This is a genomic window from Rhodococcus sp. BP-261 (assembly GCF_019835205.1).
GTDB lineage: Bacteria > Actinomycetota > Actinomycetes > Mycobacteriales > Mycobacteriaceae > Rhodococcoides > Rhodococcoides kyotonensis_B.
The window spans coordinates 39,219-60,263 of sequence record NZ_JABUCO010000010.1 but is presented as its reverse complement, the minus strand read 5'-3'; the positions used below and the strand labels follow the sequence as shown (position 1 = coordinate 60,263).

Annotated in this window: 25 protein-coding genes; 4 read left to right on the top strand and 21 right to left on the bottom strand. The window is 63.6% G+C overall.

Annotated features, from left to right (window positions below):
• The first annotated feature begins 1 nt into the window (after position 1).
• Positions 2 to 415, top strand: coding sequence for a nuclear transport factor 2 family protein (locus HQ354_RS13360; protein WP_068421815.1), 414 nt, complete (start codon positions 2 to 4; stop codon positions 413 to 415).
• Positions 416 to 480: 65 nt separating this feature from the next.
• Positions 481 to 996 carry a nuclear transport factor 2 family protein gene (locus tag HQ354_RS13355; RefSeq protein WP_222634810.1) on the top strand — a complete coding sequence of 172 codons (516 nt, stop codon included), beginning with the start codon at positions 481 to 483 and terminating at the stop codon, positions 994 to 996.
• On the opposite strand, the gene HQ354_RS13350 is transcribed toward HQ354_RS13355, so the two are convergent.
• From HQ354_RS13350 to HQ354_RS13315, 8 genes are all read right to left on the bottom strand, one after another.
• Complete coding sequence (locus HQ354_RS13350; RefSeq protein WP_222634809.1) at positions 984 to 1,484, bottom strand: pyridoxamine 5'-phosphate oxidase family protein; 501 nt, start codon at positions 1,482 to 1,484, stop codon at positions 984 to 986. The genes HQ354_RS13355 and HQ354_RS13350 overlap by 13 nt on opposite strands.
• A complete protein-coding gene (locus HQ354_RS13345; RefSeq protein ID WP_222634808.1) occupies positions 1,481 to 1,945 on the bottom strand; it encodes a nuclear transport factor 2 family protein in 465 nt (154 codons plus the stop codon). Before HQ354_RS13345 ends, HQ354_RS13350 begins: the two co-directional genes overlap by 4 nt.
• Positions 1,946 to 1,956: 11 nt before the next feature.
• Positions 1,957 to 2,796 carry a mycofactocin-coupled SDR family oxidoreductase gene (locus HQ354_RS13340; protein ID WP_068421806.1) on the bottom strand — a complete coding sequence of 280 codons (840 nt, stop codon included), beginning with the start codon at positions 2,794 to 2,796 and terminating at the stop codon, positions 1,957 to 1,959.
• A 17-nt stretch (positions 2,797 to 2,813) separates the two neighbouring features.
• On the bottom strand, positions 2,814 to 3,227 hold the full coding sequence (locus tag HQ354_RS13335; RefSeq protein WP_222634807.1) for a MaoC family dehydratase: 414 nt from the start codon (positions 3,225 to 3,227) through the stop codon (positions 2,814 to 2,816).
• On the bottom strand, positions 3,224 to 3,664 hold the full coding sequence (locus tag HQ354_RS13330; protein WP_222634806.1) for a hypothetical protein: 441 nt from the start codon (positions 3,662 to 3,664) through the stop codon (positions 3,224 to 3,226). The genes HQ354_RS13335 and HQ354_RS13330 overlap by 4 nt, the downstream gene beginning before the upstream one ends.
• Entirely contained in the window at positions 3,661 to 5,217 is a 1,557-nt protein-coding gene (locus tag HQ354_RS13325) for an AMP-binding protein (RefSeq protein WP_068421798.1), read from the bottom strand. Before HQ354_RS13325 ends, HQ354_RS13330 begins: the two co-directional genes overlap by 4 nt.
• A 10-nt stretch (positions 5,218 to 5,227) precedes the next feature.
• Positions 5,228 to 5,635, bottom strand: a complete 408-nt coding sequence (locus HQ354_RS13320; RefSeq protein ID WP_068421795.1) for a nuclear transport factor 2 family protein — start codon at positions 5,633 to 5,635, stop codon at positions 5,228 to 5,230.
• Between the two features lie 165 nt (positions 5,636 to 5,800).
• Positions 5,801 to 6,967 carry an acyl-CoA dehydrogenase family protein gene (locus HQ354_RS13315; protein ID WP_206030777.1) on the bottom strand — a complete coding sequence of 389 codons (1,167 nt, stop codon included), beginning with the start codon at positions 6,965 to 6,967 and terminating at the stop codon, positions 5,801 to 5,803.
• A 58-nt stretch (positions 6,968 to 7,025) separates the two neighbouring features.
• On the opposite strand from HQ354_RS13315, the gene HQ354_RS13310 reads away from it, so the two are divergent.
• Positions 7,026 to 7,790: an SDR family NAD(P)-dependent oxidoreductase gene (locus HQ354_RS13310; protein ID WP_068421792.1), complete on the top strand. Its 765-nt coding sequence runs from the start codon at positions 7,026 to 7,028 to the stop codon at positions 7,788 to 7,790.
• Between the two features lie 31 nt (positions 7,791 to 7,821).
• Here HQ354_RS13310 and HQ354_RS13305 read toward each other — a convergent pair whose 3' ends face one another.
• The 8 genes from HQ354_RS13305 to HQ354_RS13270 are packed head-to-tail and all read right to left on the bottom strand — an operon-like array spanning position 7,822 to position 15,039.
• Positions 7,822 to 8,613 carry an SDR family NAD(P)-dependent oxidoreductase gene (locus HQ354_RS13305; RefSeq protein ID WP_068421789.1) on the bottom strand — a complete coding sequence of 264 codons (792 nt, stop codon included), beginning with the start codon at positions 8,611 to 8,613 and terminating at the stop codon, positions 7,822 to 7,824.
• A 2-nt stretch (positions 8,614 to 8,615) separates the two neighbouring features.
• Complete coding sequence (locus tag HQ354_RS13300; RefSeq protein WP_240931025.1) at positions 8,616 to 10,001, bottom strand: MFS transporter; 1,386 nt, start codon at positions 9,999 to 10,001, stop codon at positions 8,616 to 8,618.
• A gap of 18 nt (positions 10,002 to 10,019) precedes the next feature.
• Positions 10,020 to 10,427 (bottom strand): Zn-ribbon domain-containing OB-fold protein, encoded by a 408-nt coding sequence (locus HQ354_RS13295; RefSeq protein WP_167676383.1) that lies wholly within the window; start codon positions 10,425 to 10,427, stop codon positions 10,020 to 10,022.
• A complete protein-coding gene (locus HQ354_RS13290) occupies positions 10,424 to 11,578 on the bottom strand; it encodes a thiolase family protein (RefSeq protein ID WP_068421784.1) in 1,155 nt (384 codons plus the stop codon). Before HQ354_RS13290 ends, HQ354_RS13295 begins: the two co-directional genes overlap by 4 nt.
• On the bottom strand, positions 11,575 to 12,012 hold the full coding sequence (locus HQ354_RS13285; protein WP_068421780.1) for a MaoC/PaaZ C-terminal domain-containing protein: 438 nt from the start codon (positions 12,010 to 12,012) through the stop codon (positions 11,575 to 11,577). Before HQ354_RS13285 ends, HQ354_RS13290 begins: the two co-directional genes overlap by 4 nt.
• Positions 12,009 to 12,605 (bottom strand): MaoC family dehydratase N-terminal domain-containing protein, encoded by a 597-nt coding sequence (locus HQ354_RS13280; RefSeq protein ID WP_068421778.1) that lies wholly within the window; start codon positions 12,603 to 12,605, stop codon positions 12,009 to 12,011. Before HQ354_RS13280 ends, HQ354_RS13285 begins: the two co-directional genes overlap by 4 nt.
• Entirely contained in the window at positions 12,602 to 13,801 is a 1,200-nt protein-coding gene (locus HQ354_RS13275; protein WP_308115239.1) for a CoA transferase, read from the bottom strand. Before HQ354_RS13275 ends, HQ354_RS13280 begins: the two co-directional genes overlap by 4 nt.
• The gene (locus HQ354_RS13270; RefSeq protein WP_068422219.1) at positions 13,798 to 15,039 is read right to left on the bottom strand and encodes a CaiB/BaiF CoA-transferase family protein; all 1,242 of its coding nucleotides are present in this window, start codon (positions 15,037 to 15,039) and stop codon (positions 13,798 to 13,800) included. The genes HQ354_RS13275 and HQ354_RS13270 overlap by 4 nt, the downstream gene beginning before the upstream one ends.
• Before the next feature lie 166 nt (positions 15,040 to 15,205).
• On the opposite strand from HQ354_RS13270, the gene HQ354_RS13265 reads away from it, so the two are divergent.
• Positions 15,206 to 15,799, top strand: a complete 594-nt coding sequence (locus HQ354_RS13265; RefSeq protein WP_084423564.1) for a TetR/AcrR family transcriptional regulator — start codon at positions 15,206 to 15,208, stop codon at positions 15,797 to 15,799.
• Here HQ354_RS13265 and HQ354_RS13260 read toward each other — a convergent pair.
• From HQ354_RS13260 to HQ354_RS13240, 5 genes are read right to left on the bottom strand one after another with little or no spacing between them, the layout of a single operon-like run.
• On the bottom strand, positions 15,789 to 16,991 hold the full coding sequence (locus HQ354_RS13260; RefSeq protein WP_068422216.1) for a CaiB/BaiF CoA-transferase family protein: 1,203 nt from the start codon (positions 16,989 to 16,991) through the stop codon (positions 15,789 to 15,791). The genes HQ354_RS13265 and HQ354_RS13260 overlap by 11 nt on opposite strands.
• Positions 16,991 to 18,463: an aldehyde dehydrogenase family protein gene (locus tag HQ354_RS13255; RefSeq protein ID WP_068422213.1), complete on the bottom strand. Its 1,473-nt coding sequence runs from the start codon at positions 18,461 to 18,463 to the stop codon at positions 16,991 to 16,993. The genes HQ354_RS13260 and HQ354_RS13255 overlap by 1 nt, the downstream gene beginning before the upstream one ends.
• A gap of 1 nt (position 18,464) precedes the next feature.
• A complete protein-coding gene (locus HQ354_RS13250; RefSeq protein WP_068421766.1) occupies positions 18,465 to 18,971 on the bottom strand; it encodes a MaoC family dehydratase in 507 nt (168 codons plus the stop codon).
• Positions 18,972 to 19,862, bottom strand: coding sequence for a CoA ester lyase (locus tag HQ354_RS13245; protein WP_068421759.1), 891 nt, complete (start codon positions 19,860 to 19,862; stop codon positions 18,972 to 18,974). It lies immediately after the preceding gene.
• A 13-nt stretch (positions 19,863 to 19,875) separates the two neighbouring features.
• Positions 19,876 to 21,042: an acyl-CoA dehydrogenase family protein gene (locus HQ354_RS13240; RefSeq protein ID WP_068421758.1), complete on the bottom strand. Its 1,167-nt coding sequence runs from the start codon at positions 21,040 to 21,042 to the stop codon at positions 19,876 to 19,878.
• Between the last annotated feature and the right edge of the window lie 3 nt (positions 21,043 to 21,045).

The following is a 21,045-nucleotide window of genomic DNA, read 5'->3' as shown; positions in this document are numbered from 1 at the left end:
CATGAGTGTCGACGAGATCATCTCCGTAACCCACACCTATGCACTGGGTTTGGACAAGTTCGATCCGAAGTTGGCGCTGAGCGCGTTCGCCACCGACGCCGTGTGGGACGCGACTCCCGTCGGACTCGCTCGGTACGAGGGACACGACGCCATCCTGGACTTCTTCGAACGTGACGCTGCGCAGGTACAGGACCAGTTCCACATCATCACCAACCACATCGTGCATTTCGATTCCGACAGCGAGGCGCACGGAACCAATTACGTTTTCTCCGAGGGACATACGAAAGGTGGTGCCGCGTTCAAGGCCATCGCCCTGAACGAGGACACGTACGTCCTCACGAGCGACGGGTGGAAGATATCCTCCCGCGTCATCTCACCTCTGACCCCACCGCAGATGGACGGGTTCGAGGCATAGTCGTCGGATGCGGCCCGTACGCGAGTCACCATGCGTACGGGCCGCGTCGCGGTGCAAGGAGGCACATGAACCCCCTGGACCTACTGATGGCCAAGGACGAGATTCGAGACCTAGCCGGCGCCTACTCGATCGCGGTCGACGATCACGACATCGAGGCGGTTCTCGCCATGTACACACCCGACGCCACGTTCACGGTCGCGGGCCGAACGATGTCCGGTCGCGACGAACTGCGAGCGTTCTACGTCGACAGCATGGATCGCTACACGACCATGCTGCACACCCCCGAGATTCACCTGATCACCGTGCACGACGACGGGTCAGCCAGCGGCCGCATGACCGGCCACGCAGAGTTGGCAGTACGAGACACATTGATGCTCAGCGCGTTTCGTTACACGGACCGTTACCGATTCGCCGACGGATGGCGATTCGAGCATCGTGAGGTGTCGTTCATGTACGCCGTCCCGGTCGAGGCGATGGCGTCGAGCTTCCGTACGAACCAACGCATCAGGTGGCCGCAGACTCGGTACGCCGAAGCCGACTATCCCGAATCCGCGCCCACCTGGAACACCTACCGCACCTGACCGCCGCGGCCGTCGCCCGGCATCTTGGTCGAATCATGGCTGACGGCAACACGAACGGGTTCGACCTCCAGAACCACCCGCTCCGGACTGTCCAGAAGTGCAACGAAGGCGTCGGGATCGTCGGGCGCGAGATGTTGCGCGAACTCCGGATAGAACCAACTCTTCACCGAGGCCTCCCGATGAACGGTGGCAGTACCGCGAATCGACACCATGCGACGGCCCGGCAACGCAGTTCCCGCATTGGAGATCACCAACGTGACACGTGGGTCGCGGACAGCTCCGCGGACGTGGGCGCGCCCGGCCGCCGCCGTCAGCCAGAACCTGTCGCGCGTGAACAGGTAGCTCATGACGACGCCTGCCGGCCAACCCGCTTCGGTGGTGAACGCGAACGTGCATTCGGTCTGCGCGGCAATCAGTTCCGCACGCCCGGCCTCGGACGCGCGGACCGATTCCAGGTTCTCGTTGTCGTCGATCCCGACGCGACTCACGACTTGTCGGAGCCGTAGGGCACGAACGCGTCGGTGGCGACGGGCAGTGCCATCACGCGGTCCACGAAGATACGCTTGTGCTTCAGCTTCAAAGAGCCGTCGACCTCGACGAGCGAGTCGGAGTAGCGGCCGAAGATGCGTGAGGTGCTCCCGGAGGTGAACAGGGTGGCCTCGAAGTACGCGTCGATACGGACGCCGTCACCTTCGTTCGTCACCACCGTGTTGGTCACGACATGGCGTGAGAGTTCGGTATCGGAGGCGGCGAACGCCCGATAGATGTCGAGGAATGCCTCTCGGCCCTGCTTCTCCTGGGTGGACTGGGTGACGGCGATATCCTCGAGTGCCATGTCGCGCAGCGTGTCCAGATCACCGGAATCCGCGGCCCAGGCGTAGCTGTACAGCGCGGCCTGAGCACGATAGGCGAGGTCCGCGGAAACGAGACCTTCGAAAGCAATGGTCATGGTGTGTCCTTTCACTTGACGTAGGCGCCCGCGTCCACGGGCAGGGTGACACCGGTGACGTATCGACCTTCGTCACTGGAGAGATAGAGCACGGCATTGCTGATGTCGACGGGGTCGATCCACGGCACCGGCAACGTGTTCAGAGACATGAATCCCGGCATCGCCTTGTCCTGGTTCGGTTCCGGATCCCCGGGCGCGAACATCGAATAGGTGCCGGGATTCTGAATCATGAGGGTGTCGACGTTGGTCGGGTGCACAGTGTTGACGCGGATCCTGTGTGGCCCCAGTTCGTTGGCCATCGTGCGCATGAGGCCGACGATGCCGTGTTTGGCTGCCACGTAGTGCGCCACGTGCTGAATGCCCTTGAGCCCACCGATCGAACTGGTGAACACGATCGAGCCGCCGCGGCCTGCTGCGATCAGCGTGGGGATGGCCACCTTGGCGGTGTGGAAGACTCCCGTGAGATTGACGTCGATCATGTCCTTCCACTGCTCCGACGTGAGCTCCCACGACAAGCCGTACGTCGCGATGCCGGCGTTGGCGACGACGATGTCGATGCGGCCCAGTTCGGCGACACCCTCGTCGAACACGGCTTGCAGTGCGTCGACGTCACGGACATCTGCTCGCCGAGCGACGATGCGGCGATCGAGAGCCTCGACTTGGCTCACCGTCTCGGCGAGTTCCTCTTCGGTTGCGAGCCTGTAGAACGGCGTGACGGTGTCGATGTCCTCGCAGATGTCGACGGCGATGATGTCGGCACCTTCTTGCGCCAACCTGAGTGCGTGACTTCGGCCTTGGCCACGTGCGGCGCCGGTGATGAACGCGACCTTGCCTTCGAGACGACCTGACATGTGCCCTCCTTTCGTGTTCAAACCTTGTCCAGTCGAACCGTTCCGGTTCCGGTGAGCACCTCGTGTCCGCCGACGACGGTCAACGACAGCGCACATTGCACAGCGAGTCCGTCGTCGACGTCCTCCACGGACGTCACGGTTCCCGACGCCTCCAGCCTGTCCCCGGCGAAGACGTTGCCGAGGAATCGAAAGCGATAGTGCGTGATTCGATCGGTTCCGCCGGCCCACTCCCCCAGCATCGACAGCACGTAGGCCATGTTGCTCGGTCCTTGATTGACGGTTCTCGACCCCATACCGAGCGCTTCGACGGAGGCCACGTCGAAATGGATCGGGTTGGGATCGCGCATCAACGCCGACAGCAGCTTCATCTTCTCGGCGTTCACCGATTCGATCGTCCGTGTCGGAAGCGTCTGTCCTACGGTCGGTTTCATGTCGACGCTCCCCGACGGGGAAACACGATCGAGTTGGTCGTACTCGCTGCGACCGTACCGGACTCCTCGATGACGTCCAGGCGATAGCCGACGATGTCGAACACACCCGTCTTCTTTCCCACTTTGCGTGCGGCGGAGACTATCTCGCCCCGTACGGTGTAGGTAGCACCGGCCTGCAGCGGACGATGCACTTCGGTGTCCGTCTCGCCGAACATGGGCCCGTCCTCCTCGGTCGCGTCGAACACCGCGAACAACTCGTTCCACGTCCATCCCATCGAGCCGGTTGCGACCAGGAACACGAACGTGGGGTGGGTAGCGCCGTCGCTCGGTGAACACTCCATGGCGTCGAGCACGAGTGTGACCCACCACTTCTCGAGCGTCCGCACCCCTCCCGGCATCCGTGTGCCGACGAGACCGGTCAGTTCGTCCTCGGTCATACGGTCCGGCCCGCAGCCTCCCAGTAGGGTGCGCGTAGATCGCGCTTCATGATCTTCCCCGTCGGCGCCTTGGGCAGAGCCGACACGAAGTCCACGGACCGAGGCTTCTGGTACGACGCCAGGTTCTTCTTCGCGACATCGATGATGTCCTGCTCGGAGGCAGACGTTCCGGGCTTCAGCACGACCACGGCCTTGACCGCTTCGCCCCACTCGTCGTCCGGAATGCCGATGACCGCGCATTCGAGCACCGACGGATGAGCGCCGATCGCCTCCTCGACCTGCACACTGAAGATGTTCTCGCCGCCCGAGATGATCATGTCCTTGGCGCGGTCGACGATGTAGATGTATCGGTCCTCGTCCCACGTCGCGATGTCACCGGTCCACATCCAGCCGTCTCGCAACGTGTCCTTCGTCAACTCCGGACGGTTCAGGTATCCGATCATGTTCGATTCGGACCGAACGACGATCTCACCCGGCGTCCTGCCGTCGCGCGGAACTTCGTCACCGAACGCGTCGACCACTCGAATGGTCGTGACGAAACCCTCACGCCCGCAGGATTTCAGCCGATGAACATCGTGCCCCTTGACCGCCGCGAGGTGATCCTCCTGCGACAGGAAGGACATCGTCGTGCCCTCCGTCTGACCGTATCCCTGAATCAGCGTGCAGGGGAACGATTCCAGAGCAGACCGGACGATGGTCGACGGCATCGGTCCTCCGCCGTACTGGATATTGCGCAGACTCGACAGGTCGTAGGAGGCGAAGTTCGGTACCGCCATCATCCAGTTCAGCATCGTCGTGATCCCGAGAAATGCCGAGACCTTCTCGGACTCGATGATCTCCAGCGCTTGCTGCGCCTCGAAATTGACCAGCACGACCGGGCATCCGTGCTTCATGTAGTTCATCGAGAGCACGACGGGAATGTGGTACATCTGCCCGGTCAGCATGTAGACGTCGGTGGGGACGACGCGTTCTGCGACAGTCTGGTTCAGCATTCCGTTGGCCGCGCTGGTGTGGGTGTGAATCGCGCCCTTGGATTCACCCGTCGTACCACCGGTGTAGAGGATGAAGAAGGGATCGTCGCCGCCGATCGACGGTGTCCAGACAGGCTCCTCGGCGCTCGATCGTGCCAGGAGTTCGTCGTAGGAGCCGTCGGAACCGGGTCCGAATTCGAGCCAGTGGTCGACGTCGACCGTCCTCTGCATGTCATTTCTGACCTCGGACCATTCCGACGAAGTGATGATCACCCTGGGTCGAGCGTCCGCGATCAATCCGATGATCTGCTTCGTACCCAGGCGCCAATTCAGCGGCTGCAGAACAAGTCCCGCTCGGCCCACCGCGAAGTAGAGTTCCTGGAACTCGACGCTGTTGCGCGTGAGCACCGCGACGCGATCGCCTTTGTCCAGCCCCAACCCTCGCAGACCGTTGGCGAGCCGGCGCACGCGCTCGTCGAGCTCGGAGAACGTGATTCGTCGGTCGTTCGGAACGTCGAAGACAGCCTGCTTGTTCGGCGTCAGCGCCGCCCACTTGGCCGGTATGAGTCCTTGATTGAGCACGTCGTCTACCTCAGTACGGGAGGTCGAGGGCGATGTGCCGCTTGGAAATCAGCCACGTACCGTCCACCTCGGTGAACTCGTCCTCGTACTTGCCGCACGACAGAACGGTCAGGGCTCCGTCGGCGACCGAGACGATCGACAGGTAGGACACGACTTTCGCGTGTTCGGCATCGAGGTCGTCGATCAGGATATTGGTCGTCAGGTGCCGCCGCTGGTCGGACTGCGCATGCGCCGACCCGTTCATCAACTCCATGATGGCGTCGATTCCCTCGAACGGGCCGATGGGATCTCCGTCGGCGATCTTCATGGACAACACCGCGTCCTTGGTGAAGGACGCCTCGATCATCTCGGGATGATGATCGTCGTACCCCAGCGCATAGCGGCTGAGGGTGTTCTCGATTCCAGGGCGGGACGTCATGACAGGCTCCTCGCTACGTGATGGTTGTCACATCAAGGCCAATCATATTCATCAATTCCGTTGCGTCAAGGGCGATTTCGGCCACGGGCTGCCCATGTCAGGGCACGACGACACCGCCCACGGTGGATCACACGTGGGCGGTGTGAGAGCTACGCAGTAGCCGACCTACAGAACGTCTCCCTTGACGAGTTGCTTCGCCAGCGAATCGAGAATGACCTCGGTGGATCCTTCGTAGATGCGCATCGGGCGCGCTTCTCGGTACAGCCTTTCGATGACGCTTCCCCGCGTGATGCCGTAGCGGCCCATCACCTGCACGGCCCGATCCACCACACGGCCCGCGACTTCCGTTGCCGCGACCTTGGCCATCGACGACAGGTGCAGATTGGCACGTGCGTCGCGCGCCGACGCGGCAGCGGCCCGGTAGGTCAACGACCTGGCCATCTCGATGTCCGTCCAGCACAACGCCAGATGCTCGGGCACCGAGCCGAGACGAGAAAGACTGACACCGAACTGTTCTCGCGCGTTCGCGTGACGTAGCGCCTCTTTCAGGGCAGCCTCCGCCAGCCCGACCGCAGCGCCGGCGACCGACACACGGAACGTGGCAAGAGTAGCCAGGACGAGCGAGAAGCCCTTGCCCGGCTGACCGATTCGATGATCGAGCGGTACCCGAACATCGTTCAGGACGACGTCGGACAACACGTGCGGTGCGATGATCTGATGAGGGCGCTCGGTAGTGACGCCCGGAGCGTCTGCGGGAATCAGGACCAGCGAGTAACCGTCACCCTCCCGCCCGAGGATGCTGTAGAAGTCGGCGTCGCCGCCGTTGGTGATGAACGATTTGTGCCCGTTGACCACGAGCTGCCCGTCGACTTCCTCGATCGACGTCGTCAACGCCTTCAGATCGGAACCGACGTGTGGTTCCGTGAGCCCCAGCGCGGCGATCGCGTCGAGGTTCGCGACCTTGGGTAGCCAGTACTCCTGCATGGCGGGTGTTCCGCCGACCGCAAGCCCGTAGCTGCCGATCCCCTGCATCGCGAACAGCGAGTCCAGGTGCGCACACTCCGCAGCGAGCCGCTCGCGTACCACCGTGACCGCCAGCGAGTCGACCGCCTCGAACCGTCCCCCGAACGCCTTCGGCACCGTCACTCCGGCGAGCCCGGTCGCCTGCAGCCGTTTCCGCACGTCGACATCGATGCTGTCCGACTCGTCCGCCCGATCGGCGATGTCACGGACGGATTCGGCAAGTGCCCGTGCTTCAGCCTGTAGTTCGACATACTTACTCGGTAGGTCGAACAGTTTCTGTTCCGATTCCGACACAGCGCCTCCATTCATGTATCTATGATTACCATACTCATCAATTGCAGTCCGTGGTCCGAATCAGGAGAAATACATGCCCGAGTACGACGCCCCCGCCCAATTCGACCTCAGCGGACGCGTAGCGCTGATCACGGGCGGAAGCCGTGGTCTCGGTAAGGCAATGGCCTTCGGTCTTGCACAGGCAGGTGCGGACGTGATCATCGCGAGTCGGGATCTCGAATCCTGCCAGCTCGCCGCGAAAGAGATCTCGCAGTCGACGGGCAGGCGTGCCTTACCGATTGCGGCCCACGTCGGGAAATGGGACGCACTCGACGACCTCGTCGACGCGTCGTACGAGCACTTCGGGAAGGTGGATGTGCTGATCAACAACGCTGGTATGTCGCCGCTCTACGACTCCGTGGACACCATCTCCGAGACTCTGTTCGACAAGGTCCTCGGGGTGAATCTGAAGGGACCGTTCAGGTTGGCCGCACTGGTGGGAACGCGGATGGCCCAGGGCAACGGCGGCTCGATCATCAACATCTCGAGCGCAGCGTCGACGAAGCCCAGGCCGGATGTCCTCCCCTACGCCGCTGCCAAGGCCGGACTGAACGCGATCACCGTGGGGCTGGCGAAGACGTTCGGTCCGTCGGTGAGGACCAATGCCATCATGGCGGGCACCTTCCTCACCGACGTCTCGAACGCGTGGGACATGGACGCGTTCGCCAAGCGTGCCGAGACATTCGCGGCCAAGCGCGGCGGTGATCCGAACGAAATCGTCGGCGCTGCACTGTATCTCGCCAGCGACGCGTCCAGCTACACGACCGGTTCGATCATCACCGTCGACGGCGGAATGTAAGCGAAACGCCTGTACCCTCGACGGCGGCCGATCAGGCCCGCAGACCCCGCCACGCCATGGTCCCGCCGTCGACGGGGACATTGGCGCCCGTGATGAACGACGCGGCGTCCGACCCGAGGAAGCACGCCACCCGCGCGGCCTCGACCGGATCGCCCAACCGCGGGATCAGGTGCGCCCCACTCATGTTCCGTTCCTGTTCGATCGGGTCGGCGGCTGCGTCGATGTGCCGCTGCGACATCGACGTTCTGAAGCTACCCGGGCTGAAACTGTTGCACCGGACCTCGTTCGCCAGGTTGATCGCCGTGACCTTGGTCAACTGGATCACCGCTGCCTTGCTGACCGAATAGGCAGCAGTCCGGTACCCCATCATGCCGGAGACGGACGCCGCGTTGACGATCGACGGCCCTCGATCGGACGTACGAAGCTGCGGCGCAGCATATTTCGTCGCGAGCCACATGGACCTGACGTTGATCGTCATGACGGCGTCCCAGACGTCCTCGGGGAGGTCCACGACATTCGCTCGATCCGCGTGCACGAAGCCCGTGTCGATGACGCCGACATTGTTCACGAGCGTGTCGAGCCCACCCGCCGCGGCGACCGCGTCGTCGATCATGGACCGGACCTGGTCGCTCTCGGACACGTCGACACGAAGTACGACGCTCTTGGCCCCCGCTGCCGCAACGAGAGCTTCGGTCTCGGCCAACAGTTCTGCCGAGATGTCCGCGACGACGACGGTCTCGGCTCCCTGTGCAGCCGCCTCCACCGCGATGGCCCGTCCGATTCCCGAGCCACCGCCGGTGACGAGAACCCTCTTGTCCTGCATGCTCAGCCTTCCTTCACGAAGGGCGGGTGCCCCGAAATCGATTCGGCCACAGCGGTCGTCGGCGCACTCTCGCCGCGAGTGTGCTTCCACAGCAGATACGTGGCAACAGCGCCGACCGCCATCGGTACAGCAGAGAAGTAGTACAGAGTCTGCGGCGCGAACACGGCCAACGCGTAACCCACGGCGATCGGAGCGGATATGGAGAACAGACGACCGATCCCGAGCATCCACCCGATCGCCGTCGAACGCACCCCGACCGGGTACAGGAACGGCACGACGGCTGCGGCCGCGGTGATCGCGATGTACGTGAACAGGCCGACGGCGACGGTCAACGCGATTGCGATGCCCGGGTGACCGAACAGCGATGCGAACGCGAGGATCGCGACCGCAGCGATGGCCATGGACGTCCACAACAGACGGCCGGCCGAGATCTTCAGCGTCCAGGCGCCGAAGACGAGGGCGCCGACCAGTCCGCCGAAGCTGAGGATCAGTCCGGCGGTCGTGCCCAGGTCCGCGCTACCGCTGGACTCCTTGACCAATTGGGGTGTCCACGTGTTGGCGAAATAGAACGCGGACATCAAGCAGGAGTACATCACCCAGGTGAGCAATGTCCGGTAGTACGTTCCGCCGGCGAACAGACCGCGCACCGACGCGTTGTTCTCGACGACCGGAGCCAGCGCAGGCCGGGCATTCGGGTCGATCGTGGGGTTGTTCAGCTTCGCGACGAACGACCGAATTCGAGCGTCGGCTTCAGGGGTGTTCCTGTTGATCAGGAAGTCCACCGACTCCGGGATCATGGCGACCGTGACGACGACGGCGCCCGCCGTGATGATCGCACCGAAGACGAACATGACCTGCCACGCACCGTCGAATGCAGCCACGAGCAGCGCGCCGATACCACCGCCGACGAGGCTACCGAGAGGAAAGCCGATCGAATAAACACCCATGATGGTGTTTCTGCGCTTTTCCGACGACATCTCCTGGACGAGAACGATCAGGCTGGCGGCCATACCGCCGATACCGATTCCGGTGACGAAGCGGGCGGCGATGAGGGCTTCCACATTCGGAGACATCGCCGACGCGACCAATCCGGCGAGGTTGATCACCAAGCCCCAGAGGATGAGACGCCGTCGCCCGATCCTGTCGGCGAGAGGGGCGAGGAATATCGATCCCACCGCCATGCCTGCCAGGCCTGCACTGAGCAGGTAGCCCTTCTCGGCGTTGCCGTCGAAGAATCCGTCGGGCAGATGTGGGAGAACGAAGCCCATCACGAACACGTCGAACCCGTCGATGGTGATGACGAGCAGACAGGCTGCGAGCACTTTGTACTGATATCGGGAGATCGGCGACTTCTTGATCGCGGTCAGAACGTCCATCTTGGGTTCCATTCCGAAAAGGGTGTGGGTTCAGTCGAGCACGAAAACGGGCACGAACTCGTGCTCGTCGGCTGCGCCGGATTTGTGAAATTCGGCGTGGACGGACGCGCCGGTCGTGACGTCGGAGTCGGCGACGAGGCGGGTCCACCACCAGGGGCCCTCGTCGAGTTCGACGACGGCGAGCACATGTTGTGGGACGACCTCTCGTTCGGCGTTGCGGCCGTACACGGTCGTCCAGGAGATGACTCGTCCGCGGCCACTGGCGGGTACCCAGCGGTAGTCGGATTCGTCGGTTACTGCAGTCTGCGGCGTGAAAAGCTCTCCGGTGGAGATCTTCTCGCGGAGGAGAAATTGCCCGCGAGCGGTTCCGTCGAAGAAGTCCGCCGTCTGCGCGTCTCGGCGTACCGCGGTCAGCGGGATCGACAGCATTGCAGTCATCGGCCTGCTCCCAACAGAAGAGTCGAGTGGTGATCGAGTACGCCGCCGTTACCGGACACGAGCGCGGTGTCGTGCTTGTCGACCTGACGCGCACCGGCTTGACCCCGAAGTTGAATGATCGCCTCGGACAACGGCGTCATTCCCCACATGTAGTACGAGGACAACTGTCCACCGCCGGTGTTGACCTTGAGCGAGCCGTCGGGACCGAGAACGCCCGGTGTCGACACGAACTCCCCGCCTGCACCCTTGGCGCAGAAGCCGTAGTCCTCGAGCGAGATCATCAGCGTGTAGGTGTAGCAGTCGTAGAGCTCGACCACATCGATGTCGGACGGCGTCAGACCCGCTCGAGCAAAGGCCTTTGGCCCCGATTGTGCTGCGCCGCTGACCAATCCGAAGTCTTCGTTCCTACGCATGAAGTGACCCGGATGGCATTGCGCCGATGCCAGGATGTCCACGGGCGGCTGAGCAAGATCCCGCGCGCGTTCCCCACTGGTGACGATGACCGCAACACCACCGTTGGAAACCAGGCAGCAGTCGAGCAGGTGAAACGGCGAACTGATCATCCGAGATTCCTGATGGTCGGCGAGCGTGATCGGATCACGCATCTGCGCCAGCGGATTCAGGGCGGCCCACGCGCGCTGCGCCACGGCAACGGAACCGAGCTGCTCGGAGGTGGTCCCGTAGGTCTGCATGTGTCGGTTGGCGGCGAGTGCGTACAGCGAGTTGGCGCTGTTGACACCGGTCGAACCGAGAATTCCTTCCCACCCGACTCCACTGGAATTCGCCTGGGCGTACGACGCACCCGTCGACACGCGCTCCTTGAGCGGCGCGTCGGCGAACACGCAGGCGACAGTAGTTGCCTGCCCTGCTTCGATTGCGAGAGCGGCGAATTGGACCATGGCGCCCGCGGTCGAACCATACGACTGCATGACCGACAGCAGCGCGAGGTCCGTGAGTCCCAACTCCTGCGCGAGCGGAAGGCCGAGCTCGTCGGTGACACCACCGCTGATCAGCAGACCGTCGATCTCGTTCAGTTCGATGCTCGCGTCGGCAGCAGCTCTGCGCACCGCGTCGGCGCCGAAGTTGGTTGCCGTCTTCCCGTAGATTCTGCCCATCTCGGTGATGCCGAGACCGGCAATGGACGCCGTCATACGCGTACTTCCTGCAGTGGCAGTTCGACTTCGATCGTGCCGGGACCGACGGTCACGACACCCGAGTTACGACTCACCAACTCGACGGTGACGACGCCCTTGTCGCCACGAAGCTCCTTGGCGACGACGGTTCCGTGCACGGTGGTCGTCGTCCCCACCAGGTTGAACTTCTTCATCGAAAATCCCTTGACCGAACCGATCACTGCGCGATCGCCTGCCCAGTCCCGCACCGCGCGCTCCCACATCCCCATCAGGAACAGGACGTTCGCGTACGCTTCGGGCGCGCCGGACGCCTTCGCGTATTCGGAGTTGTGGTGAATGGAGTTGAAGTCGCGGTTCGATCCCGCGGCCATCACCAGTCGATACATCGACAGTGGGTACTCGGGCACCGGCAACTGCTCACCTTCGGTGACGTCGTCGAAATATGTCGTCATCTGTCTTCCTCGCTCACTGGGTTGTAGGCGTACACGACATTGCGGACTCGGGCGACGACGTCGCCGCGGTCGCTGACGATGTCGTTCTCCCACGAGAGAAATGCACCGCGTCCCAACGATGTCTGCTTGGGGCTGCACGAGATCAGACGCCGCCCCCGGTTGCCGAGTCGCTCGCCGAGAACGACGGGACGCACGAAATCGAGTTCCATGCTCGCCGTGAGAAATCCGCTCGTCGTGGGTCCCGGATAGGGGTCCTCGTTGTTGATCGGACTACGAGTCGGCTGAGCGTCGCGCGCCTCGTCGCCGTAGAGCGTCTCCTCGCCCGGGTTTCGCATCGCGGCGATCGCCCACGACAGAAGACCCGTCGCCGGGGCGATGACGCCCTCGAAACCCGCTGCGCGAGCCGCGTTCTCGTCGTGGTGGATCGGACTGTCGATCTCGAGCGGTTCGAGGTATCGGCGGACGGTACCCGATTCCACCGGGTCACCGCCCCAGCGGATACTGCCGTCCGAGAAGTCTTCGCCGACGCGGTCGACGAGTTCGTCCCACTCCGCCACCCACGACGGACGGGTATCCGTCAATTCTGCGGTCATGCCAGTGCCCCTTCGTTTTTCAGTGCGTCGATTCGTTCGGCCGAGAAGCCGAGGATGTCGCGCAATACGTAATCGTTGTCCTGGCCGCACACCGGCGCGGCACGGTCGACACTCAGCGGTGTGTCGCCGAGCTGGTACCGCGGACCCTCGACGGTGACCCTCCCGTGCAGAGGATGATTCAGTTCCACGAGGTGACCACGGTGACGAAGCTGCGGATCCTCACAGAAAGCCCGGCTGTCGGCCGACACGTAGGCTGCGATACCCACGCGCTGCAGCAGGTCTTCGAGATCCTGCGCTCGGTGACGCGCGGTCCAGTCGGCGACGAGGTCGTCGACCTCGTCGGCGCGGTCGATTCTGTCACCGGCAGCGCCGAACTCGTCGATCGCGTCCGGAACATTCATGATCGTGGCCAACATGCGCCACTGGTCGTCGTCGCCTGCGGTGATCGCGATGAAACGATTGTCCGCACACGGATACACCCCGTTCGGGGAGAGTGCGGGGTCGGAGTTCCCACGACGCTCGACCACATCGCCCTCCGCGAAATACTTGGCCAGGTAGGGAGATTGGAGATACGCGCCTGCTTCGACCTGTGAGATGTCGATGTAGGTTCCGACGCCGGTCTGTTGACGTCTCAACAGTGCCGCGAGAAGTGCCGCGAGCCCGAAACGTGGTGCGAGATAGTCGGTGTACGGCCCGAAGGGTCCGACGGGGAGTCGATCCGCCCATCCCACCACGGATTGGAACCCGGACAGCGCTGCGCCGACGTTTCCGTACCCGGCGAGTCCGCTGTAGGGACCGTCCTGACCGTTGATGGAACTGCTGACCATGATCAGACCCGGGTTGGTCTCGCGCAGCGTCTCGTACTCGAGCCCCCACTTCTTCATTCGACCCGGCGCGTAGGACTCGAGGACGACGTCGGCCCAGTTCGCGAGCGATCGTGCGACCTCACGCGCCTCGGGCACCCGAAGGTCCAGTGAGACACCGAGTTTGCCCGCGTTGACGTTTCCGTACAGCGCAGAGTTCTCGTGTCCCGCGATGCCGTTCTCGAACGGAGGCATCAGACGGGCCGTCTCGACCTTGGTCCCCGACTCCACTCGAACGACCGTCGCCCCTGCGTCGGCGAGCGCCCGCCCGACCAGCGGCCCTGCTACGACCCACGACATGTCGAGAACCTTGACCCCGTCCAGCGGCTTCACGACGCGTTCTCCATCGCCCGGTCGCCGACCCACTCGCCGAGTACTTCGTCGGTGTGCTGGCCGAGCGTCGGGGCCGCCGTGCGCACCGACAGTGTTTCCCCGGTGATCTTCGCGAACGCGCCTGGCAGTCGGATCTGCCGGCCGGCGGCGTCGGACACCGTCGAGTAGAACCCGCGTGCGCCGAGCTGAGGACTGGACACGACGTCGCCGGTGTCGTAGACCGGCACGCACAGAAGCCGGCGCTCCCGCGCAGCCTCGAGAACCTCGTTCTTGGTCTTGCCTGCCAGGAAACGGGCGACAGCACTGCGGGCCTCGTCCAGCCGAGTGCTGTCGAATTCCCCGCGAGCCGCCATCTCCGGCACCGTCCGCCAATCGATCGCGGCGTACTCTGCGTACTCCTCGTTCTCTGCCGCCATCCATTCGAAGAACGCCGTCGTGAACGCACCGGACGCCGGCCCGACGGAGAGGTGGAACTCGATCAACCCGTCGACGCAGATCCATTTCTTCTTCGCCGGATCCGTACCGGACCCACTGCCGGACTGGTCCATCTTCTTCGCGGGGCCGTCGACGAGCTTCTCCCACTCGGGCGCCACATCGCCTGCGGTATGGGCCAGAACCCTACCGAGAGTGGCGGTTCCGAGACACGCCTGCGCAGACACGTCGACGTGCTGGCCCCGGCCGGAACGCTCACGAGCCAGCAACGCGAACAGGGCGCCGTCTGCTGCATCGGCAGCCGCGTGCAGAAACGCCTGGGGAATAGAGATACGAACCGGAGGACGATCGCCCTCTCGGTGCGGATCGAGCGGGCCACCCGCCGCCCACACGGCAAGATCGCTCGCGGCGTACCGTGCTTTCGGGCCTGTCGAACCGAACGCCGAAATCGAGACGTAGATCAGCCGCGGGTGTCGAACGTGCAGCTTGTCGAAGCCGAGCCCGAGCGACTCCATTCCGCCCGGGCCCGCGGACTCGATGACGACGTCCGCCTGCGCGATCAGGTCGTCGAGATGCGCGCGCGATTGCGCGTCGTCGAAGTCCACCGCGATGCCGCGTTTGTTCGCGGCGTACGTATCCCAGAAGTAGGACCCGTGCGCACCCATCGGTTCCGCGGTACGAGCTGAACTGCCGGTGACGGGTTCCACCTGCACGACGTCCGCGCCCAGATCCGCGAGGATCCGGCCTGCGAGCAAGCCACGATCATCGGTGAAGTCGAGCACGCGGTATCGCTGCAACAGCGCCATTGCGCCCACCAATCATGAAGAGGGAGAACGCCTTCCCGAGTCATCGGAAGGCGGAACGTTTCTGAACGTTCTTCGTCCGTAAATGAGAACGTACACTCAGTCCAGGCCTGAATCAATGGTTTCGAGTGGTTCAGCTCACAAAATGTTCGAGCGACAGGAGACGGCAGTGTCGGACAATTCCAAGACGGGTCGCCCCCGCGACCCGGACCTGGAACGACGCGTGTTCGACGCTGCAGTCGACATCTTCGGAACCCGGGGATGGGCCAAGTTCTCCATCGAGACCGTTGCCAGGCAGGCATCCGTCGGCAAGGCGTCGATCTACCTTCGATGGCCCAACAAGACCACCTTGCTGCAGGACGCCATCGAGGACCGCATTGCCGTGGTAGCCACGCAGGACTCGGGAGACATCCGTACCGATCTCCTGGAGCTCGCCCGCCACACCATGGGTCTGTATCTCGGAAGCGCCGGTCGAGCCATCTTTCGCATGGCGATCGAGGGCAACACCATTCCCGGCGTCACCGACAAGTTCGCCGAGTTCCGGGATTCGCAGACCCTCGCCGCTCGCGACATGGTCCGCAGGGCCATCGCACGCGGAGAACTGCCCGCCGACACCTCGGTCACGCTGCTCCTCGAAACACTGCTCGGAGCGATCATTCTCCACACGCTCAGCACCCCGAAGTCGTTGGACGACGAAGTGCGGGCGCACTCCGAGGAGTACGCCCGCACGTTGGTCGACCACGTTCTCGGATCTATGCGCTGACGATCCCGCGACGCGCGAGTGCGCCGAGTTCGTCTGCGGTCAAGTCGAGTTCGCCCGTCAGGATCTCGGCAGTATGCTCGCCGATCCCGGGAACGCCGTCGTACACCGGGCCGTCGTAGCCCTTCATGTGCAGGACCGGCCCCGGCATCAGAACCTTGCCGAGGACGTCGTTACCGGTGATCTCCACCAGAGTCCGCTCGAGGAAGTGCGGGTCCTCTACGACATCGGACGCATCGTTGACCGGGGCGCTGACCACCTCGAACTTCTCGAGAGTGCTCAGTACCTCGGCTCTCGGCATCGTCCTGCACCAGTCGATCACCATCTTCTGAACGTCGTCGTTGTTGCGTAGGCGATCCGCGTTGGTCGCGTAGCGCGGATCCTCGATCACCTCGGCCTTCCCCATCGCGGCGAACAGCCGCTTGGCAATGGCCTGGTTCGACGCGGCAATGGACAGAAACTTGCCGTCGGCGGCCTCGTAGATTCCGCGCGGTGATGCCGCGCCGGTCGAGTTGCCGATTCGCTGCTGTATCTCTCCCGTCGCCGTGTACTTGAGAAACATGTCACCGACGATGAACATCAGCGGCTCGTACAGAGCTACGTCGACTTCCTCACCGACACCGGTCTTCTCGCGCTTGAACAGCGCCATTGCCACGCCCATCGCTGCGGCGAGGCCTGCGATCGAATCCGCGAAACCGAACGGCGGCGACGTCGGCGGGGATTCGGGCCATCCGTTGACGTTCGCGAAACCGCTCGCCGTCTCCGCAACCGTGCCGAATCCCGGCAAGAGCCGGTTGGGTCCGGTCTGGCCGAAGCCCGAAACCCGTGCCATCACCAAGCCCGGATTGTTTCGGCGCAGCTCGTCGAACCCGAGCCCCCATGCCTCGAGCCGGCCGGGACGGAACGACTCGATCACGACGTCGGCACCCGCGATCAGCTTCTCGACCAGCGCGCGCCCCTCTGCGTCACGGAGATCGATTCCGACGGAACGCTTCCCGGCATTGAGTCGTGAAAACCCGAGCGAGAGCCCCTCCTTCTGCGGAACCCATTGCCGCGCATAGTCGCCCGACGTCGGGTCTTCGACCTTGACGACGTCGGCCCCGAAATCGCGGAGCATGCGTCCCGCAGTCGGTGCCGCGTACATCGTGCCGAGTTCGACGACCTTCACCCCTGCCAGAGGTCCGGTGGCACCCATCAAATCCTCCACTGAATGTGCTTGACCTCTAGGTATTCCTTCATTCCCCATTCGCCCAGTTCACGGCCGACACCGGACCGTCCGTACCCACCGAACGGGGCGTCCGGACGCATCGCGCCGCCGCCGTTGATCCACACGGTGCCCGCACGCACTTGCTCGGCAACGCGCCGCGCCTCGATCGGGTCGTCGCACCACACGTTGGCGGCGAGTCCGTAGGCCGTGTCGTTTGCCAGCCGAATGGCTTCTTCGGTGTCCTTGAAGGGCACGATGACGGCCACCGGGCCGAAGATCTCCTGCTGTACTGCCCGAGCACTGTGCGGAAGGTCGCCCAGCAGAACAGGATTGACGAACCACCCCTTCTCGGGCAACGGCTTGGTGACCTCGAGCAGCTTCCTGCCACCGTCGTCGATCGCGCCGTCGACGAAACCGTTGACGCGAGCCTGGTGATCGGGACGAATCATCGGGCCGATGTTGGTGGCCGGATCCCATGGATCGCCGACGACCATCTGATCGAACGCCGACGCGCCCGCCTCGAGGAACTGGTCGTACACGCTGTCGTGCACGAGGAGCCGGGCCAGAGCCGCGCATCCCTGGCCTCCGTTACGTGCCCAGCGGAGATGCATCTCGACGGCGATCTTCTCGACGTCCACGCCTTCGAGGACGATGCTCGGCGACTTGCCCCCGAGTTCGAGCGTCACCCCCGCGAGGTTCGCTGCTGCCTGTTCCATGATCTTCGCGCCGACGCCGTCGGAGCCGGTGAAGGACACGCGATCGACGCCAGGATGCGACGAGAGCTGTTGCCCCACATCGGCGCCACCGACGATGACGTTCATGACGCCGGGCGGCAGCCCTGCTTCCTTGATCAGGTCTCCCAGGAAGAGGGTGGTCAGCGGAGTGCGCGGCGACGGCAGCAGCACCACGGTGCATCCCGCGGCGAGCGCGGCGCCGAACTTGAAGATCGCCAGATTGAGCGGGTAGTTGTACCCGGTGATGGCGGCGACGACTCCCACCGGCTGGTGAACGACGTCGCTCATCGTCGGGACCGGCTTGTCGTACTCGCCGAGATGGATCGTACGGTCGGTCTTCGCTGCCTCCGCTGCCCACCGAAGATGTTCGTCGACAGCCATTTTCACCTGCAGGTACGACGCCAGAGAGACCGGGCAGCCGACTTCGTTGACGATCGAGGGCAACAGGCGGTCGGCGGCCTTCTCGAGTACGTCGGCGAAGCGATGCAGATACTTCGACCGCTCGGCGCCGCTCAATGCAGCCCACGCCGGAAACGCTTTCCGTGCCGCGGCGACCGCAGCGTCGACCTGGCTGCTCGACGCTCCCCCGACCGTCGCGAGAACGTCCTCGGTGGCCGGGTTGTACACATCCCATGTCTCGCCCTGCGGCGACGCGTCGGTGTCCCCGATCAACAGAGTGCGCGTGCTCGGAACCCAATCCTGTTGTACCTCTGCCACTGCGGTCATCTCACGCACCTTCCTTCTGCAGGTCTTGCCCTGACAGGTCGTTCCTGCCGGCTCCGCTTCCCGGAAGCTTGGCCATGAGGCCGACGCGTTCGAGGAGGCAGACGAGCTCGTCTCGTTGATTGAATCCCTTGTGCTCGAACCAGACGATGCCCGAGTCGTCGCGACTCTTGGACTCGCGCTTGTCGAGGATGGTCGTCTCGGCCCGCAGTGTGTCACCGTGGAACACCGGGTTCGGGAACTTGACCTTGTCGTAGCCGAGGTTGCCGAGCGTCGTACCCATCGTCAGCTCGGGCACGTGGAACGCGCCGATCAGCGCCACGGTGAAGAGACTGTTGAAGACCCGCTGTCCGTGAATGGTCCCCTTGCAGAACTCGGCGTCGAGATGCAACGGCTGGATGTTCATCGTCAAGGACGTGAACATGACGTTGTCCATTTCGGTCACGGTTCGTGTCATTGCATGCTTGTAGTGCTTGCCGACTTCGAACTCTTCGAAATACAGTCCTCTCACTTACTTCTCGCCTCTTCTCGTGATGGCTTCGGCGCGCTCCAACCACTGGACGGCCTTTTCGTAGTGCGCCTTGTCGATGTGCAGTCCGCGATACCGCAGGGCGCCGGTCCCCTGCGCCTCCGCCTTCTCGTACGCCTCCGCCATGCCGCGGTAGAACTCGATGTCCTGCTGCGTCGGGCTGAAGACCTCGTTGACCGTCTCGACGTGCGACGGGTGGATCGCGATCATGCCGCGGAAACCGAGCTGCCGACCCCTCGTCGCGAAAGCTCGTAGACCATCGAGGTTTTCGAGGTCCTCCCACAGTCCGGTGAGCGCATGAATCCCGGCCTCGCGGCAGGCGAGCAGAACACGGCTGCGTAGGTACAGCGTCTCCAGTCCTTCGGCGGTCCATTCGTATCCGACCTCGCGAGCGATGTCGGCGTGTTCGGCCGACGGCCCGATCATCGCGCCGACGCGGGGTGACGCAGTCGCGACCTCCAGGCAGTTGTGGATCGCCTTCACCGTTTCGACCGGAACGATGTACTCGAGTCCGTCGACGCCGTTGCGCGCCTCGAAATGATCGAGCAAGGCATCGTATTGCAGGACGTCGACGGCTTTTTCGATCTTCGGTGCGAACACTCCCGTCAACCCGGGTACGACGACCGACTCCAGGTCGGCTCCCGCCAGACGGGTGGCCAGGGGGTTCACGCGAACGAACAATCCGACGTCCGAGTTCGTTTCCCTGACGCGTCGGATCGAGTCCGCGACGACGGCGCGAGCGGATTCCTTCTCGGCGGCGGGAACCGAATCCTCCAGATCGAGTACGACACAGTCCGCCCCGGACGCAACTGCTTTGTCCACCCATCGTGGACGATGGCCGGGAACGAACAGAATGGAGCGGTACGGCTGCATGTCAGCTGTCCTCTCAGTAGCTACGGGGAAGGCCGAGAACGTGTTCGGCGGTGTAGTTGAGAACCATCTCCTGGGAGATCGGCGCGATCCGCATCAGCCGTGACTCGCGGAAGTACCGTTCCACGTGGAACTCCTTGCCGAAGCCGAACCCACCGTGAACCTGCAGGGCCGCATCGGCGGCGAAGAATCCCGCTTCGGCGCACAAGTACTTCGCGGCGTTGGCTTCTCGTCCACACGGCAGACCGGCGTCGACCATCCAGGCAGCCTTGTCGACGACCGCGGTCGCGGCATCGAGCTTGATACGTGCCTCGGCGAGCTGGAATGCGATGCCCTGGTTCTTGCCGATCGGCCGGCCGAACACTTCGCGTTCCTTCGCATACTGCGTGCCGCGACGCAACGCGGCTTCCCCGATACCGAGCGCCGCGTTGGCGGAGATGACGCGTTCGGCGTTGAGCCCGCCCAGGATGGTGCGGAAACCGTGGCCGACCTCGCCGACCACGTCGTCGTCCGCGACGAAAAGTTCGTCGATGAACAACTCGTTCGTATCGACGGCGTTGCGTCCCATCTTAGGGATGGGACGAATCTGCACCTTGCTGCGATCCATGTCGGCGAACAGCAAAGTCATTCCGGCAGTGCGCTTGTCGCCGTCGGCTCGCGGGCTGGTGCGGCACAGCAGCAGCATCTTCTCTGCTTCCTGCGCCTTCGTGATCCACACTTTCTTCCCGGAGACGAGGAAACCGCCGTCGACCTTCTTCGCGAATGTCTTGATATTGGTGGTGTCGGTTCCCGCGTCGGGTTCGGTGACCGCGAACGACGTGTGCAGTTCTCCGGTGACGACGCGCGGCAGGTATTTCTTCTTCATCGCCTCGCTGCCGTGGTGGATGATCGGCTCGAATCCGAAGATCCCGATGTGCACTGCGCTGCATCCACCCATACCTGCGCCCGACGCCGAGATCTCGCGTTCGACGATCGCCGCCTCGGTCACGCCGAGACCACCACCGCCGTACTCCTCGGGAACGGTCAGCCCGAGCCAACCGCCCTCTGCGACAGCGTTGTAGAACTCCCAGGGGAATTCGTGACTCTCGTCGTGCTCCATCCAGTACTCGTCGGGGAACGCCTTGCACAGTGTCTTGACCGCTTGACGAATGTCGTCGTGCGTCGAGTTGCTCGAAAAGTCCATCGA

Coding starts and splice junctions, on each gene's coding strand:
- HQ354_RS13240 (WP_068421758.1), bottom strand. CDS start 21,042: ATGGACTTTTCGAGCAACTCGACGCACGACGACATTCGTCAAGCGGTC.
- HQ354_RS13305 (WP_068421789.1), bottom strand. CDS start 8,613: ATGCAGGACAAGAGGGTTCTCGTCACCGGCGGTGGCTCGGGAATCGGA.
- HQ354_RS13345 (WP_222634808.1), bottom strand. CDS start 1,945: ATGACCATTGCTTTCGAAGGTCTCGTTTCCGCGGACCTCGCCTATCGT.
- HQ354_RS13335 (WP_222634807.1), bottom strand. CDS start 3,227: ATGAAACCGACCGTAGGACAGACGCTTCCGACACGGACGATCGAATCG.
- HQ354_RS13290 (WP_068421784.1), bottom strand. CDS start 11,578: ATGACGGCGTCCATTGCCGGTCTCGGCATCACCGAGATGGGCAGAATC.
- HQ354_RS13360 (WP_068421815.1), top strand. CDS start 2: ATGAGTGTCGACGAGATCATCTCCGTAACCCACACCTATGCACTGGGT.
- HQ354_RS13340 (WP_068421806.1), bottom strand. CDS start 2,796: ATGTCAGGTCGTCTCGAAGGCAAGGTCGCGTTCATCACCGGCGCCGCA.
- HQ354_RS13310 (WP_068421792.1), top strand. CDS start 7,026: ATGCCCGAGTACGACGCCCCCGCCCAATTCGACCTCAGCGGACGCGTA.
- HQ354_RS13285 (WP_068421780.1), bottom strand. CDS start 12,012: ATGACGACATATTTCGACGACGTCACCGAAGGTGAGCAGTTGCCGGTG.
- HQ354_RS13295 (WP_167676383.1), bottom strand. CDS start 10,427: ATGACTGCAATGCTGTCGATCCCGCTGACCGCGGTACGCCGAGACGCG.
- HQ354_RS13330 (WP_222634806.1), bottom strand. CDS start 3,664: ATGACCGAGGACGAACTGACCGGTCTCGTCGGCACACGGATGCCGGGA.
- HQ354_RS13315 (WP_206030777.1), bottom strand. CDS start 6,967: ATGAATGGAGGCGCTGTGTCGGAATCGGAACAGAAACTGTTCGACCTA.
- HQ354_RS13270 (WP_068422219.1), bottom strand. CDS start 15,039: ATGGCGCTGTTGCAGCGATACCGCGTGCTCGACTTCACCGATGATCGT.
- HQ354_RS13355 (WP_222634810.1), top strand. CDS start 481: ATGAACCCCCTGGACCTACTGATGGCCAAGGACGAGATTCGAGACCTA.
- HQ354_RS13245 (WP_068421759.1), bottom strand. CDS start 19,862: ATGCAGCCGTACCGCTCCATTCTGTTCGTTCCCGGCCATCGTCCACGA.
- HQ354_RS13300 (WP_240931025.1), bottom strand. CDS start 10,001: ATGGAACCCAAGATGGACGTTCTGACCGCGATCAAGAAGTCGCCGATC.
- HQ354_RS13320 (WP_068421795.1), bottom strand. CDS start 5,635: ATGACGTCCCGCCCTGGAATCGAGAACACCCTCAGCCGCTATGCGCTG.
- HQ354_RS13280 (WP_068421778.1), bottom strand. CDS start 12,605: ATGACCGCAGAATTGACGGATACCCGTCCGTCGTGGGTGGCGGAGTGG.
- HQ354_RS13260 (WP_068422216.1), bottom strand. CDS start 16,991: ATGGGTGCCACCGGACCTCTGGCAGGGGTGAAGGTCGTCGAACTCGGC.
- HQ354_RS13255 (WP_068422213.1), bottom strand. CDS start 18,463: ATGACCGCAGTGGCAGAGGTACAACAGGATTGGGTTCCGAGCACGCGC.